This is a genomic window from Paenibacillus tritici (genome assembly GCF_013204885.1).
Lineage (GTDB): Bacteria > Bacillota > Bacilli > Paenibacillales > Paenibacillaceae > Paenibacillus_AQ > Paenibacillus_AQ tritici.
Genome location: NZ_JABMKX010000005.1, coordinates 90,574 through 105,312 on the forward strand (window position 1 = coordinate 90,574; position 14,739 = coordinate 105,312).

At 51.6% G+C, this 14,739-nt stretch carries 12 protein-coding genes and 1 riboswitch; all 12 genes read left to right on the forward strand.

The window, feature by feature from the left end; translation table 11 throughout:
- Positions 1-89: 89 nt before the first annotated feature.
- The 12 genes from HQN87_RS10075 to HQN87_RS10130 all read left to right on the forward strand — a co-directional run bounded on the left by HQN87_RS10075 (position 90) and on the right by HQN87_RS10130 (position 14,617).
- Entirely contained in the window at positions 90-2,153 is a 2,064-nt protein-coding gene (locus tag HQN87_RS10075) for a peptidoglycan D,D-transpeptidase FtsI family protein (protein ID WP_173131661.1), read from the forward strand.
- 34 nt (positions 2,154-2,187) lie between these two features.
- Entirely contained in the window at positions 2,188-4,287 is a 2,100-nt protein-coding gene (locus HQN87_RS10080) for a peptidoglycan D,D-transpeptidase FtsI family protein (protein ID WP_173131664.1), read from the forward strand.
- 64 nt (positions 4,288-4,351) lie between these two features.
- On the forward strand, positions 4,352-5,131 hold the full coding sequence (locus HQN87_RS10085; RefSeq protein WP_173131667.1) for a Cof-type HAD-IIB family hydrolase: 780 nt from the start codon (positions 4,352-4,354) through the stop codon (positions 5,129-5,131).
- 251 nt (positions 5,132-5,382) lie between these two features.
- Positions 5,383-5,868, forward strand: a complete 486-nt coding sequence (locus HQN87_RS10090; protein WP_173131671.1) for a DUF456 domain-containing protein — start codon at positions 5,383-5,385, stop codon at positions 5,866-5,868.
- Positions 5,869-5,894: 26 nt separating this feature from the next.
- A complete protein-coding gene (locus HQN87_RS10095; RefSeq protein ID WP_173131674.1) occupies positions 5,895-7,523 on the forward strand; it encodes a putative polysaccharide biosynthesis protein in 1,629 nt (542 codons plus the stop codon).
- 114 nt (positions 7,524-7,637) lie between these two features.
- The gene (locus HQN87_RS10100; protein ID WP_173131677.1) at positions 7,638-7,982 is read left to right on the forward strand and encodes a thioredoxin family protein; all 345 of its coding nucleotides are present in this window, start codon (positions 7,638-7,640) and stop codon (positions 7,980-7,982) included.
- 121 nt (positions 7,983-8,103) lie between these two features.
- Positions 8,104-9,036: a COX15/CtaA family protein gene (locus tag HQN87_RS10105; RefSeq protein ID WP_173131681.1), complete on the forward strand. Its 933-nt coding sequence runs from the start codon at positions 8,104-8,106 to the stop codon at positions 9,034-9,036.
- 57 nt (positions 9,037-9,093) lie between these two features.
- Positions 9,094-10,866 carry a UbiD family decarboxylase gene (locus tag HQN87_RS10110; protein ID WP_173131684.1) on the forward strand — a complete coding sequence of 591 codons (1,773 nt, stop codon included), beginning with the start codon at positions 9,094-9,096 and terminating at the stop codon, positions 10,864-10,866.
- A 61-nt stretch (positions 10,867-10,927) separates the two neighbouring features.
- Positions 10,928-11,674 carry a Cthe_2314 family HEPN domain-containing protein gene (locus HQN87_RS10115; RefSeq protein ID WP_173131687.1) on the forward strand — a complete coding sequence of 249 codons (747 nt, stop codon included), beginning with the start codon at positions 10,928-10,930 and terminating at the stop codon, positions 11,672-11,674.
- 93 nt (positions 11,675-11,767) lie between these two features.
- Positions 11,768-11,904, forward strand: a riboswitch (SAM riboswitch).
- A 99-nt stretch (positions 11,905-12,003) separates the two neighbouring features.
- Positions 12,004-13,020: a methionine ABC transporter ATP-binding protein gene (locus tag HQN87_RS10120; protein WP_173131690.1), complete on the forward strand. Its 1,017-nt coding sequence runs from the start codon at positions 12,004-12,006 to the stop codon at positions 13,018-13,020.
- Positions 13,020-13,688, forward strand: coding sequence for a methionine ABC transporter permease (locus tag HQN87_RS10125; protein WP_173131693.1), 669 nt, complete (start codon positions 13,020-13,022; stop codon positions 13,686-13,688). Before HQN87_RS10120 ends, HQN87_RS10125 begins: the two co-directional genes overlap by 1 nt.
- 59 nt (positions 13,689-13,747) lie before the next feature.
- Positions 13,748-14,617 carry a MetQ/NlpA family ABC transporter substrate-binding protein gene (locus tag HQN87_RS10130; protein ID WP_173131696.1) on the forward strand — a complete coding sequence of 290 codons (870 nt, stop codon included), beginning with the start codon at positions 13,748-13,750 and terminating at the stop codon, positions 14,615-14,617.
- Positions 14,618-14,739: the final 122 nt, after the last annotated feature.

A 14,739-nucleotide genomic window follows, 5' to 3' on the forward strand; every position in this document is an offset into this window, starting at 1 on the left:
TGCATCTATGGTACAATAAACAGCGGGCAGGAAGAGGTCTTGCCCGTGTTCACGAATAATCGGCTCTGCATACCATACAAGGAGAGGACATGGCTGTGAGATGGTTCGGTAAGCCGGGTTCCGGCCCGGATAATGGAGTACCCCGCAACTACCTGAGCTTACGCATAAATCTGTTTTTCTTCGGCACTTTTTTTATTTTTGTATTGATTCTTATCCGTCTTGCCGGACTGCAGTTTGTTGAGGGTTCCAGTCTAAGCGAAGTGGAGGCCAGCCGTGAGACCAAGGATGTTCCGCTTGCGGCCATCCGGGGAACCATTCGCGCGGCTGGAGGCGAGAGCATCGCCCACTCCACTCCGGTACAGTCGTTATATGTTACATTAACCAAAGAATACACAGCGAAGGTCAAGAATAAGAATACCGGCCTTTATGAACTCACGGCTGAGGCTAAGGCGAATATAGATTCGCTGGTGACGCAGCTCGTCTCTGTTTTTGAACAGTATGGAGATCCTGCTGCCAAGAAGCTTGGCCGGGAGGATATCCTGGCTCTGCTGGACCTTGACTATAAGAAGTCGCTGGGTTATGTCCCGCGTAAGATCAAGGCCGGGCTTACGATGAAGGAAGTCGCCCGTCTTATGGAGAACAAGCAGAATTATCCCGGAATGTCTGTTGTGGAGGAGAGCATCCGCCATTACGACAAGGACACGGTGGCCGTTCAGACCGTAGGTTATATGAAGCCGTTCCGTGCTACAGAGGATTATAATGTATACAAGAATATCCGTAATGCCATGAAACAAATGGACGCGGACCCCGGACTCAGTTACAGGGAAGATGAATTTGTCGGGATATATGGCCTGGAACAGCAGTACCAGCGGGAGCTTAGGGGCAAGAACGGATATCAGACCCTTTCGGTGAACGCGCAGAATATGGCTGAGGAAGTGATCGCTTCAGTTCCTCCTGTCAAGGGCAACGATATCTGGATGACGATCAACAAGAACATTCAGCTTAAGACAGAGCAGGCGATCATGGATCAGATCAGTTGGCTGCATCGTAATCCGGTACAGGGAAAGCTTCATAAGGATGCCCTCACGGGGTATGCCGTGGCGATGGAAGTCGATACAGGCAACATAGTGGCTATGGCCAGTATGCCGGACTACGATACGAATGTCTGGAATGCCGATAAGCTGCCGACGGAAGTGTACGATAAGATCAAGGATAATTACCAGAACGGAACGATTACCCAGAACACCTCCGGTGTCTCCGGCCATGGTCTGCAGTCATTGATCTTACTGGGTTCAACAATTAAGCCGTTAAGTGTGTTGATTGGTCTGCAAGAAGGTTTATTCACAACTGGAGATACTTATATAGATAAAGGGATTGCATATTTCGGCAAAGATAACAGCTCATCGGTGAAGAATTCCTCCGGCCACGTGCTGGGGCCGCTTGATCCGGCGAAGGCCATCCAGGAGTCCTCCAATGCTTTTATGGTTGAATGGGTCGGCAATGCGCTGTATAAGAAGTATCAGGGAGAAGCCATCGAAGTGTGGGATAAGTACATGAAGGCCTTCGGTCTCGGGGTGTCCACACAGAGTGGACTGCCCGGAGAGAGCGACGGTGTTGCCGATTACAAGAGTAAGGGGCAGACTGTCCAGGCGGCGATGGTCTATGCTTCCTTCGGGCAGAAGGGGAAATACACGGCTCTCCAGCTGGCCCAGTACACGGCCACACTTGCCAACGAAGGCATGCGGATCAAGCCGCAGCTCGTCAGCAGGATAACCGATCCTGAAGGCCATACCGTTAAGCAATTTGGACGGGAAGTACTGGATAGCATCTCGTTCGACCCTTCGTACTGGAAGGAGATCAAGCGGGGGATGAATACGAAGGTATCGGCCTTTGACGGATTCCCGTATGACTTCGCCCGCAAGACGGGAACCTCTGAGATGGAAGCCTTCGGGGCCATCCGCGACAACGGGGTATTCATTGCCTATGCTCCGCGTGAGCATCCTAAGCTTGCGGTCGCCGTGCTCATTCCGGAAGGCGGTTTTGGTTCGAACAGTGCCGCACCGGTAGCACGCCGGATTTTTGATGCCTATGATTTTGAATATGGACTGGATGGAGTCCCCAAGAAGAATGTACCCGAGTCAACGGTGGACTAACAGGTTATTTTATGATGTAGAGGAGTGAAAAACTGTGGGTGTTTTCCGAAAGCAGGCCTCCCCCCCGGACGAGAAAAACAGCAAGAGCTCGCTTGGCCTGCGGCTTAACGTGTTTTTCTTCAGCACGTTTGTCATTTTTTGTGTAATTATTATCCGTCTGGCCGTTATTCAATTTGTTGAAGGACCCATGCTGACCGAGGTAGAGACCAGCCGGGATACCAAAAGCGTGCCGCTAGCCTCTATCCGGGGATCGATCCTGGCAGCGGAGGGGGAGAAATTAGCTTATTCCAGCTCTGTGCAATCGCTCTATGTTACGCTCACCCAGGAATATACAGCGAAGGCGGTGGACAAGGAGACAGGTATCAGTGCCCTGAAGCCGGAGTCCAGAGCCAATGCTTATGCACTGGCGAATCGCCTGGTAGCGAAATTCGACGAATATGGCGATCCGAACGGTGAGAAGCTGACGGTTAATGAAGTGATTAGCTCACTTGATTTATATTTCAAGAAATCCTCGGGTTATATGGCTCGCAAGATCAAAACCGGTCTGACCGCTAAGGAAATTGCCTACTTCATGGAACACAAGAGCGAATTCCCGGGGCTGGAGATTGTGGAAGAAGGCGTGCGCCACTATGACAAGGATACCGTTGCCGTACAGACGGTCGGGTATATCAAGCCCTTCAGATCATCAAACACCCTGAACATCTATAAGAATATTCAGAATGCTATGAAGAAGCTCGACGCAGATCCCGGCCTCAACTATAAAGATGATGAATTCGTCGGTTTTGACGGTCTGGAGCTTCAGTATCAACGCGAACTGCGTGGTAAGAACGGCTATCAGGTCATTTCAGTGAATCCGCAAAATATGGCCGAAAAAGTGGAAAAAGTGGTTCCTCCTGAAAAGGGGAACGATATCTGGACCACAATCAATAAAAATATTCAGCTTAAGACGGAACAGGCTATTATGGAGCAGATCCGCTGGCTCCATTCGAATACCGTTCAGGGTAGAACTCACCCCGATGCCGTAACGGGTTATGCCGTAGCGATGGAGGTGGATACCGGGAATATTGTAGCTATGGCTAGTATGCCTGACTATGACACCAACGTCTGGACATCACCAAAACTGGATGCAGAAGTCTGGAACAAGATCATGACCAATTACCAGAACGGGACGATTACCCCCTTCTCTTCAGGTATCTCGGGACATGAGTTCAGTTCATCCGTTTTCCTCGGCTCCACGATCAAACCGCTAACTGTGTTGATTGGGCTTCAGGAAGGTTTTATCACCACACGTTCTTCCTACTCAGACACAGGGAGCACGAAATTCGGGAAAGCGGGACATGAAACTACGGTTAAGAATTCGGGCGGGCATGCTTACGGATATTTCAACTCACCCGCAGATGCGATTGAGAAATCCTCCAACGTATTTATGATTGACAAGGTGGGCAAGAAATTGTACGAAAAGTACCGGGCTGAGGGTGTGAATGTCTGGGATAGATATATGAAGGAATTTGGCCTTGGTGTAGCAACAGGAGTAGGATTACCCAATGAATACAAAGGTTTCCTGAACTATTTTAAAGAAGCGGAAAGAGGCAGTGTCCAGTCTGCACTTGTCTATGCATCTTTTGGACAACAGGGAAGTTACACCGCCCTTCAACTTGCACAATACACATCTACGATTGCGAATCAAGGAGAACGGATTAAGCCGCAATTAGTCAGCAAAATCACCGATTCCTCCAATAATGTTGTGAAATCCTTCGAACGTGAAGTATTGAATAAAGTGGATTTTGACAAGGCTTATTGGAGAGAAGTTATTAGCGGAATGAAGAGTAAGGTTAGCAGTTTTGATGATTTCCCTTATGATTTCGCCCGCAAGACGGGGACCTCGCAGCAGGTGGGTAAAGGACAAATACGCGATAACGGGGTATTTATTGCCTTTGCTCCGCGTAATAATCCTAAGCTGGCGGTTGCGGTGGTGATCCCGGAAGGCGGATTCGGCTCCAACAGTGCCGCACCGGTCGCCCGTAAAATATTCGATGCCTATGACTGGGAATACGGACTGGATGGCGTGCCCAAGAAAAGCCTGAAGCCAGAAAACGCCGCAGGTGCAGATAATACTGCAGCAACAAACAACTGATATAATACAATAAACAATTGCTCCCGTGAATGGAGAGCATAATACAAGAATGGAGGGGTGGCATATGACTGCCAAATACCGCCTGCTTGCTTTGGATATGGATGGAACCCTACTGAATGATGAACAGAAGATTACCCCACTGACGGTGGAATGGATTAAAAAAGCGATGGATGCCGGTGTACATGTCTGTCTGTCTACCGGGCGTTCTTCGCGCAGTGCGATGCCTTATGCGGATCAGCTAGGCTTGAAGACTCCGATGATTATGGTGAACGGGAGTGAAGTCTGGCGCGCACCTCATGAGCTGTACCGCCGGTCTCTGATGGATGTGGAGCTGGTCAAGCAGATGCATAAGATTGCTGAGGAGTTCGATATCTGGTTCTGGGCTTATTCTGTAGATGAGGTATACAACCGGGATAGCTGGGACGGGGACATTGACAGCAGGGAATGGTTGAAATTCGGTTATTCCACAGAGGATAACGATATCCGTCATAAGCTGCTTATGCGGCTGCAGGAGCTGGGCGGACTGGAGATTACCAACTCCTCACCTTTCAACCTGGAGATTAATCCGATGGGTGTCAACAAGGCTACAGGCATACTTGAAGTATGCAAGCTGCTTGGTATTGATATGTCCCAGGTCGTTGCCGTGGGCGACAGCCTTAACGATCTGGCGGCCATTCAGCAGGCCGGCTTCGGTGTGGCGATGGGCAATGCCCAGGAAGTCGTCAAGCAGGAAGCGGATGCGGTGGTGGCTACGAACAACGAAGACGGCATCGCGGAAGTGATTCAGAAGTATATTCTGGCGGAAGCCGGGACCTCAGCCGGCAGGATTTCTAAGCAGGCGTAGCTGTGTTAATGAGTTTCATCAAATTTTTATAGCTTTATCTGAAAGACAACAAATGGTGGGGAGTAACGGAGGGGAAGTTTGAGCTGTAGGAGCGTCAGCGACCGCCTTTGTCACCGGATTTCCACCGCGAACAGCGGTATAAATCAAGAAATCTGGTGACAACAGCGGCCGGAAGCCAAAATTCACCGCAGTTACGACCTGCACCTTTTGTACTTTAAATATAGCTATATAAACTTAAGGAGTTGAAGGAATTGACGATTTTGGGTTGGATTCTGATCATTGCATTGTTTGCCATCGGCCTGGCTGGGGCGGTATATCCAATCCTGCCGGGGGCGCTGGCGATTTACCTGGCTTTCTTTGTATACGGCTGGTTCTTTTCCTTCGACTCCTTCGGTCCATTTTTCTGGATCGCCCAGACACTGATTGTTGTAGTTCTGTTCATTGCTGATTACGTGGTCGGGGCCTGGGGCGTCAAAAAGTTCGGCGGGTCCCGTGCCTCCGTTATCGGCAGTACCATCGGTTTGATTGCCGGCCCGTTTGTGATTCCGGCGTTTGGACTGCTGATCGGCCCGTTCCTCGGTGCCTTCATCGGTGAACTGATTGCAGGTGAGAAGGCAGGCAAGGCTGTCAAGGTCAGCTTCGGCGCCCTGCTGGGGCTGTTCAGCAGCACCGTAGTCAAGATCATTCTGCAGATTGTTATGGTCGTCCTCTTCTTTATCTGGATCGGACGGTATTAAATTTATTGTGAAGAAGGCGAAACAGCTTGTCCACCAAGAAAGAATCCTTTGTCAAAGGCACGCTTATTCTGGCCGCAGCCGCGCTTGTAGCCCGCGTCCTTGGGCTTGCCCAGCGGGTGCCGCTGGAGCATCTGTTTAATGAAGTCGGCAATGCGGCTTTTACACAAGCCAACACCGTGTATCTGCTGCTGCTGCCGCTGGCAACAGCCGGAATTCCCAGCACACTCAGTAAAATGGTCTCCGAGCGTTATGCGCTGAACCGCCCGCATGAAGCGCAGCAGGTGTACCGGGCAGCCCTGATTTTTGCAGCTGTGGTAGGTGTGCTTATGAGTGTAATACTCTACATAGCCGCTCCTTATTACGCGGAATCCAGTAAGGTTCCCGAGAGTACACTGGCCATCCGGGCGATTGCTCCGGCGCTGCTGTTGTTCCCCGCAATCGCGATGATGCGCGGTTATTTCCAGGGGCGTAACAATATGATGGCCGGGGGCATCTCACAGATTGTCGAGCAGATTGCCCGGGTATCAACGGCCATTCTGCTTGCGTTCATTCTGCTGCGCCAGGGATACAGCAACACCTGGATGGCAGCGGGTGCCTCCTTCGGCAGTGTGCTCGGCAGTATCGGCGCCTTCGGCGTGATGCTGTATTATGCAAGGAAGCTGCGCAACAGCGAGGAGAAGATTGCGCTTTATGAATCCAGTGAAGCCCGTCTGCCTCTTCTGAAGATTTACAAGGATATTTTCAAACTGTCCATACCGATTGTATTATCCTCCGTTACAGTCCCTGTGGTGAACTTTATTGATACATCCTTCATTGTGCCGCTGCTTAGCGGACAAATCGGCTTGAAGGAGGCTACCTGGACACTGGGGATCTTCGGCAGCCGTGCACAGAGTGTGGCCGGTATTCCTCCGGTATTGTCAATTGCCCTTAGTGCGTCGCTGATTCCGATCATTTCTGCCGCCTACGCACGTAAAGATGAGCAGCACCTGCAGCGTCAGGTCACACTGGCAATGCGGGTGTCCATTCTGACCGGCACACCGGTTGTACTCTCCCTGGTCGTGGCTGCTTATTCTGTGAATGGACTGCTGTTCAAAACACTGGACGGCAGCGGGATTGTGGCGATGCTGACACTGGGCACTATTTTCCAGATTACGATGATGACCACCAACTCGATCCTGCTCGGAATGGGCAAATCGCGGATATCCATGTACTACGTGCTGGTCGGTATCCTCGTAAAGTTCGGCTCAAACTTCCTGTTCAGCCAGTGGTTCGGCATCTATGGCATTATCGGCTCCACAGCCCTGTGCTTCATTGTCATTACACTGCTTAACCTGCGGATGCTCAAAAAAATCGTACCTTTTGCCATTCTCGGCAAACGCTGGGGAGGCTTCTCCATTGCTGTCCTGGCTTCGGCAGGCATCGGTTATGGCCTGAATGAAGCGGGAATATTAATGACTCATCTGATGCCGGCCCGTCTGGCCTTCCTGATCACTTGTCTGGTGGTTGGAGCGGCAGTAGTCATTGTATACCTGGTTCTCTTGATTATTCTGGGTGTACTCAGCAGCCAGGAGATTGCAGGTTATCCCCGTCCGCTGCGCAAGCTGCTGGGGCCTTTGATGAAATTACAGCCTGCCCGTGTACGTGCCGGCGAATAATGCTGTGATGATTGTCTTATTTTGTCTTTTTTATTTGACTTATTCCGTACATTTTGCTTCACTTAAGGAGAAAGGCCGAGTACAACCTTTTTATTAGAAAGGAATGGTCAATAGATGGACAAAATCAGCTCGCCTGCCCAGTTCCAGGTGGCAATTCAGTCTCCGCGCCTGACAGTGGCGGTATTCAAGGCAGATTGGTGCGTGGATTGCAAATTCATTGATCCGTTCATGCCGGATGTGGAGAAACAATATACAGACCGCCTTACCCTGGTAGAAGTGGATGTCGATGCCGTAGGCGATGTCAGCCAGGAGCAGAATATACTGGGCATTCCAAGCTTTGTCGCGTACACCGATGGACGGGAACTGGTCAGATTTGTGAATAAGCTCCGGAAGTCCCGGGAGGAAATTGAGAAATTCCTGGATACGGCGCTGGAAGTTTATCTCAGTATTCACAAGTAATGAAGCTGCACCGCTTTCGCCCTACCCGAGCAGAAGCGGTGCTTTTTTTCTAAATATATAATTTAATTTTATTTAGCTGTATGTACTCCTAACTCATTCCTATAAAATGCGGGTGATAACATTGACGACACATCAATTGAAATGGCTCAGCTATATGACCTGTCTCATTATGTTTATGGCATTGTTTGGCGGTGTAGTGGTGTCCAAGACCGGTTCGGGACTGGAGTGCGGAAATCAGTGGCCGCTGTGCCACGGAAGGCTGATTCCTGCCTATACGATAGGCTCTTTAATTGAATATACCCACCGTTTATTCAGCGGATTGGCAGGCCTCCTGTCTCTGGCTTCCATGTTTGCCTTTTGGCGTTACGCCCGGCACCGCAGGGATTTGCTTGCTTATGCCCGGCTGACCCTCCTGTTCGTTATCGTTCAAGGTGGAATGGGAGCGCTTGCAGTAGTGAAATCACAATCTGCTCCAGTAATGGCCCTGCATATGGGCTTTTCGCTGATTGCTTTTGCCAGTTCGCTGATGCTGGCGCTCGGGACCAGACTGGCTTTCGGCTTGGGCGGGGATAGCCGTACGGAACAACCTGTAGTCCGCAAGGGCTTCCGCAACTTAACATGGGTTACTGCAGTATATTCTTATATCGTTGTCTATATCGGGGCCTACGTAAGCCATACCAGCTCTCAGGGCGGGTGCTCGGGCTGGCCGCTGTGCAACGGGGAATGGATTCCGGAGATGAGTGGCGGAGTGGGGATCGTATTTGTGCACCGGATGGCGGCGGCGCTTCTGTTCATCCTTACGGCTGTCCTTGGCCATCTGGCCTTCTGGAAGCATAAAGATATTCCTGAGCTGCGGGCTCTGGGGGTGTCGGCAGTTCTGCTATGCCTGATGCAGGTATTCAGCGGAGCGGCTGTTGTCTATACGTTATATAATGAAAGGCTGTACATATTTGCTGCGTTGTCCCATATCGTGCTGATCTCCGGGCTCTTTGGGGTGCTGTGCTACATGAGCGTCCGGGTCTGGCAGTTAAGCGGGGGAGGCAGCAAACGGTAATCACACGGCAACGGGGGACAGGTCAGCATAAGGTCCTGTTTGAGGAGGAACGCTATAGTGCGATACAGTAATTTACGACAATGGATTGAGCAGCTCCGCAGAGATAAGGATCTCGCAGTGATTGAGACTCCGGTTGATCCGCATCTGGAGCTTGCCGAAATTCACCGCCGGGTGGTACAGGAGGAAGGACCGGCCCTGCTGTTCACGAATGTGCAAGGAACGCCGTTTCCGGTGGCTACGAATCTGTTCGGTACGGTCCGGAGAGTGAACAAGGCCTTCGGGACCCGGCCGGAGCAACTGCTGAAGTCACTGACATCAGCAATGGAGATTCTGATTCCGCCTTCAGCAGCAGGCCTGTGGCGGGAGAAGACGGTGCTGCTTGAACTGCTGAGGGCAGGCACCAAAAATATACCGCAAGGCGAAGCCCCGGTACTCGGGGTCTGCCGCAGCAATGATCCGCTGAAGGAGCTGCCCCGGATTACAGCCTGGCCAAAGGATGGCGGGTCATTCATTACACTTCCTCTGGTCTACACAGAGAATATAACCAACCCCAAAGATCATAATCTCGGAATGTACCGGATTCAGATATACGATGACAGCACCACCGGCATCCACTGGCAGATTCATAAGGGAGGCGGATTCCATCATTCGCAGGCAGAGCTTCTCGGGGAGACCCTGCCCGTGTCGGTCTTCATCGGCGGACCGCCTGCCCTGATTGCTGCCGCCGTGGCTCCGGTCTCGGAACGGATTCCCGAGCTGCTGCTGGCATCGTTCATGCTGGGCGGCAAGCTCCCTATGGTACAGGACCCACTCGGAGGGCACAGGATTCCAGCCGAGGCGGAATTCTCGATCCGTGGACGGGTATCCCCGCTGGAGCGGAGAGCGGAAGGGCCGTACGGCAGCCCCTTTGGTTATTATTCGATGCAGCATGATTTCCCGGTTATGCATGTCCAGCGGATGTGGCACCGCAAGGATGCCATCTATCCGGCGACGATTACCGGCAAGCCGCGCCAGGAGGATTATTATCTGAAGGATTATTTACAGCGGCTGCTGTCTCCGGCCTATCCTCTGCTGATCCCTTCCGTAAAAGCGTTGTGGTCTTATTCGGAATCCGGCTCGCATTCGCTGACTGCAGCAGTCGTCAGGGAAAGTTATCCGCGCGAGTATATGGTGTCTGCTTTTCGCATCCTGGGGGAAGGCCAGCTCTCTTTAACCAAATTCCTGCTTTTGACGAATGTGCCGGTGGAGCTTACCGATTTCCCCAAGCTGCTGGAGACGGTGCTGGAGCGGTTCAACCCGCAGACAGACTTAACGATCTTCGCCAATACCTCGATGGATACGCTGGACTACACCGGACGCAAGCTGAATCATGGCAGCAAAGCTGTGATGGCCGGCATCGGAAGCCCGGTCCGCCAGCTCCCAAGGACGTACACAGAGGGCCTGCTTCCATCAATCACCGCCGCTGTGCCTTATTGCGGAGGATGTTTAGCCGTTTCCGGTGCATCCTATGAAGAGGACCCGGAGCTGCCGGACAGACTGGTGTCTTACTTCAAGGAGCAGGAGACCGCATGGCCGCTGATTGTTCTGGTGGATCATGCGGAAGAAGCGGTCCGCACGCAGACCTCATTCTTATGGACGGTATTCACCCGTTTCAATCCGGCCGACGATATCTATTCGGCGGCCCAGGTGCAGCGCGGTGGCTTCAGCTATTCGCTGCCGCTCATTATAGATGCCAGAATGAAGCCGGGATACCCGGAGGAGCTGGCTCCGCGGGAGGATATTGCAGAACGGGTGGACCGCAACTGGCACCGTTATTTCCCTCAGGCATAGGATTGCTCACAAGTATTAATCGAAGAAGCGGATCTTCCGCAAAACGTTAAGGAGGCCGAATATGCTGCGGATATTGCTGGGAGAGCCTCCGCGCGAGAACAGCGGGGTGCTGGCTGAAGCCATGGAACACATGGCGAAGGCTGCCTCCATGCTGCGCAAGGAGATGATTGCCCATGAAGACCGGGACCATGAATTCCGCAAGCTGGAAATATGGACACGCGGTCTGATCTCTTCCCTGGACGAGCTGGAGCAGAGCTGGTTCGCTGCTGCCTTTTACCGGAAGTCAGTGGTTGCCGGTTATATGGATGACATGTCGTCCATGGAGCAGGGGGAGTACGCCAGATATGTGTATTTTTATAAAAATGGCTTCATCCGTGTCTTCTCGCTACTCGACAAGCTGGGGACGGTACTGAATAGTCTGTACCATCTGGATACGGGCAAGGTTAAGACACACTTCTCTTATTTCACGGTACTGCGGCAATTTCAGCTGCTTAGGGCGCATAACCCGCTGGCGGATGAGCTGGAGCGAATCAAGAATTCCTACCGTGAACCGGTGGAGAATCTGCGCAAACGGCGCAATGCCGAGATCCATTACATGAATGCGGAGATGACCGACGATCTCTGGCAGCGTCATCAGGGGCTGCATGACAAGATTCGCCTGGAGGATCTCGACAGTCATCTGGAGGATTTGAAGCAGAGCCTGGAGATGGTATGCAAATCCCTGGCTGCCGCATTCAGGTACGGTAATGAGCAATGGCACAAGAACAAAGCCGCTCCCAGCCTGAAATCCGGACAAGCTGATTCGTAAAAACTTACCTTTGACAAAAAACCGGAAACTGAATATACTTAGGCATACATTCACTTCTGACATGAAACGGAATATATAAATTTCATACTTTTTATCTTATCGAGAGCGGCGGAGGGATAGGCCCGATGAAGCCCGGCAACCGGTTTGAATCCAGCGTAAGGGCTGCATCCAAATGTCATGGTGCTAATTCCTACAATGCCGCCAGATGTGTGGTATTTGGCAGATGAGAAGGCATTGTCATTATACACACAGGCCTCTTGCGATCTGCATGGATCGTAGGGGGCTTTTTTGGTTATAAGATCAGGATAGTAAGAAGGAGGACGGGACGATTGATAGAGTTGAAGAATTTGACCAAAGTATACGGTAAAGGGAGCAAGCAAGCGACAGCACTCTCTGCGCTGAGCCTGTCGATTAAGAAGGGGGAGATCTTCGGGGTGATCGGCCACTCCGGGGCGGGCAAAAGCACGCTGATCCGCTGCATTAATCTGCTGGAACGCCCGACTCAGGGCGAGGTCTGGGTAGACGGTGTGGAGCTGACGGCACTCCGCAAGCACCAGCTGCAGGTGCAGCGGCGTAAGATCGGAATGATCTTTCAGCACTTCAATCTCCTCTCCTCGGCAACGGTGTATAATAATATCGCTTTTCCGCTGCGGCTGGCCGGAACGGAGGGAGCTGAGATAGAGCGCAAGGTGAAAGAACTGCTGTTCCTCGTCGGGCTGGAAGAGCATTGGAACAAGTATCCGGCGGAGTTATCAGGCGGCCAGAAGCAGCGTGTCGGTATAGCAAGGGCGCTGGCAAGTGATCCTGACGTTCTGTTATGCGATGAAGCGACCTCGGCGCTTGATCCGCAGACAACAGACTCCATTCTGCGTCTGCTTATGGATATCAATACCAAGTTCAATCTCACCATCGTACTGATCACCCATGAGATGCATGTCATTCAGAGCATCTGCGACCGCGTTGCGGTTATCCATGGCGGCGGAATTGTGGAACAGGGCGAAGTGGCTCAGGTATTTCTGAAACCGAAGCATGAGGTTACGAAAGAATTCATCCGCAGTGAAACCCAGTCCGAAGGACCACTCCGGGAAGCGATTGACGCTGTGCATACAGGGTATACACAGGCGGTCAAGATTACTTTTCTCGGACATAAGACATATGAGTCCACACTCTCCCAAGTGGTTCAGGGAACCGGTGTTCATTTCGCCATTCTCCACGGAACCATTTCGACGATCAAGGACGTTCCTTACGGGCAGTTAATCGTCAGGTTCGAAGGACCTGCCGATGCTGTTCAAGTCACGCTTACTGAGCTTACGGCCCAGGGCCTTGATGTGGAGGTGATTTCGTAATGGGCGGATTGGATTTTAGCGGTATCAATTGGGATGAAATGCTTGATGCGACGATTGCCACGCTTAAAATGATCGCTATTTCAGGAATATTTACAATAATCCTTGGTTTACCACTCGGAATTGTGTTATATTTATGGGGCAAATCAAATAACGTTATTATCAGGGCTGTTTACTCGGTATTGTCATTCATTGTAAATATCCTGCGGTCTGTTCCGTTTATCATTCTGATGGTGGCGCTGATTCCATTAAGCAAATCCATTATGGGCACCTCTATAGGTGTACTTGGAACGATTCCGGCACTGGTGATCGGCGCGGCTCCCTTCTTCGCGAGGCTGGTTGAAACGGCGCTGCGTGAGGTGGACCGGGGAATCATTGAAGCGGCGCAGGGTATGGGAGCCTCCACGGGCCAGATTGTTATGCGTGTACTGCTGCCCGAGGCTCGTCCAGGCCTGCTTGCCGGAGTTACCATCACCATAGTTACGCTTGTCTCCTATACCGCAATGTCGGGGATGATCGGCGGCGGCGGTCTGGGTGACCTGGCCATCCGCTACGGCTACTATCGTTATGAGAAGGAAGTCATGATTATCGCGGTAGCTCTGATGGTGATTCTGGTGCAGCTGCTGCAAATGGCCGGTGACCGGCTGGTTAGACATTTTACACGGAAATAAGGTACATCCATATAGAGCCTTATTCATACAAACCATACTGATTAGAGGGGGATTTACAGATGAAAAAAGTACTGCTTACATTCTTCAGCTTGACCTTGATATTGGTGATTGCAGCCTGCGGAAACAATAAAACTGCGAACAATGCTCCGGCAACAACCGCACCGACAGAAGCGGCAGCGGCTGAACCCACTACTGCGCCTGCTGCGGACCCGGTAACCCTGGTCATTGGAGCTTCTCCTGTACCGCATGCGGAAATCCTCAAAGCGATTGCCCCGCTGCTTGAAGCCCAAGGCATTAAGCTCGAAATCAAAGAATTCACAGATTATATTCTTCCTAATACACAACTTGCCGAGAAGCAGCTCGATGCGAACTTCTTCCAGCACAAGCCTTATCTGGATGATCAGAATACCAAGAACGGCACGGATCTTGTATCTGTAACCGCAGTTCATGTTGAACCCTTCGGCGCCTATTCCAAGAAGATCAAATCCATCGACGAATTGGCTGAAGGTGCCAAGGTAGCGATCCCGAATGATGCTACTAACGGAGGACGCGCACTGATTCTGCTGGCCAAGAATGGCCTGATCACCTTGAAGGACGACACTAACATTGCTTCCACCAAAGCAGATATCACTGAGAACCCTAAGAAGCTGGATATCATTGAGCTGGATGCTGCCATGCTGCCACGTCAGTTGGAGGAAGTAGATCTGGCGCTGATTAATACGAACTTTGCTCTGGATGCCGGTCTGGTTCCAACAAAGGATGCTTTGTTCATCGAAGGCGGGGATTCCCCGTATGCCAACCTGCTGGTAGCCCGTCCTGACAATAAGGATTCCGATGCGATCAAGAAGCTGGCAGCAGCCCTGAACTCTGCAGAAGCCAAAGCCTTCATCGAAGAGAAATACGAAGGTGCCATTATCCCGGCATTCTAAGCTTGAGACTAAGGCAATATAACGAAGACTGATGACCGGAGATGTCCGGGCGGCCGGAAATGGCTGCCGGCATCTCTGGTTTTTTTTGCAGAGACAGGCAGTCCATATGCTGGAATTAGTTC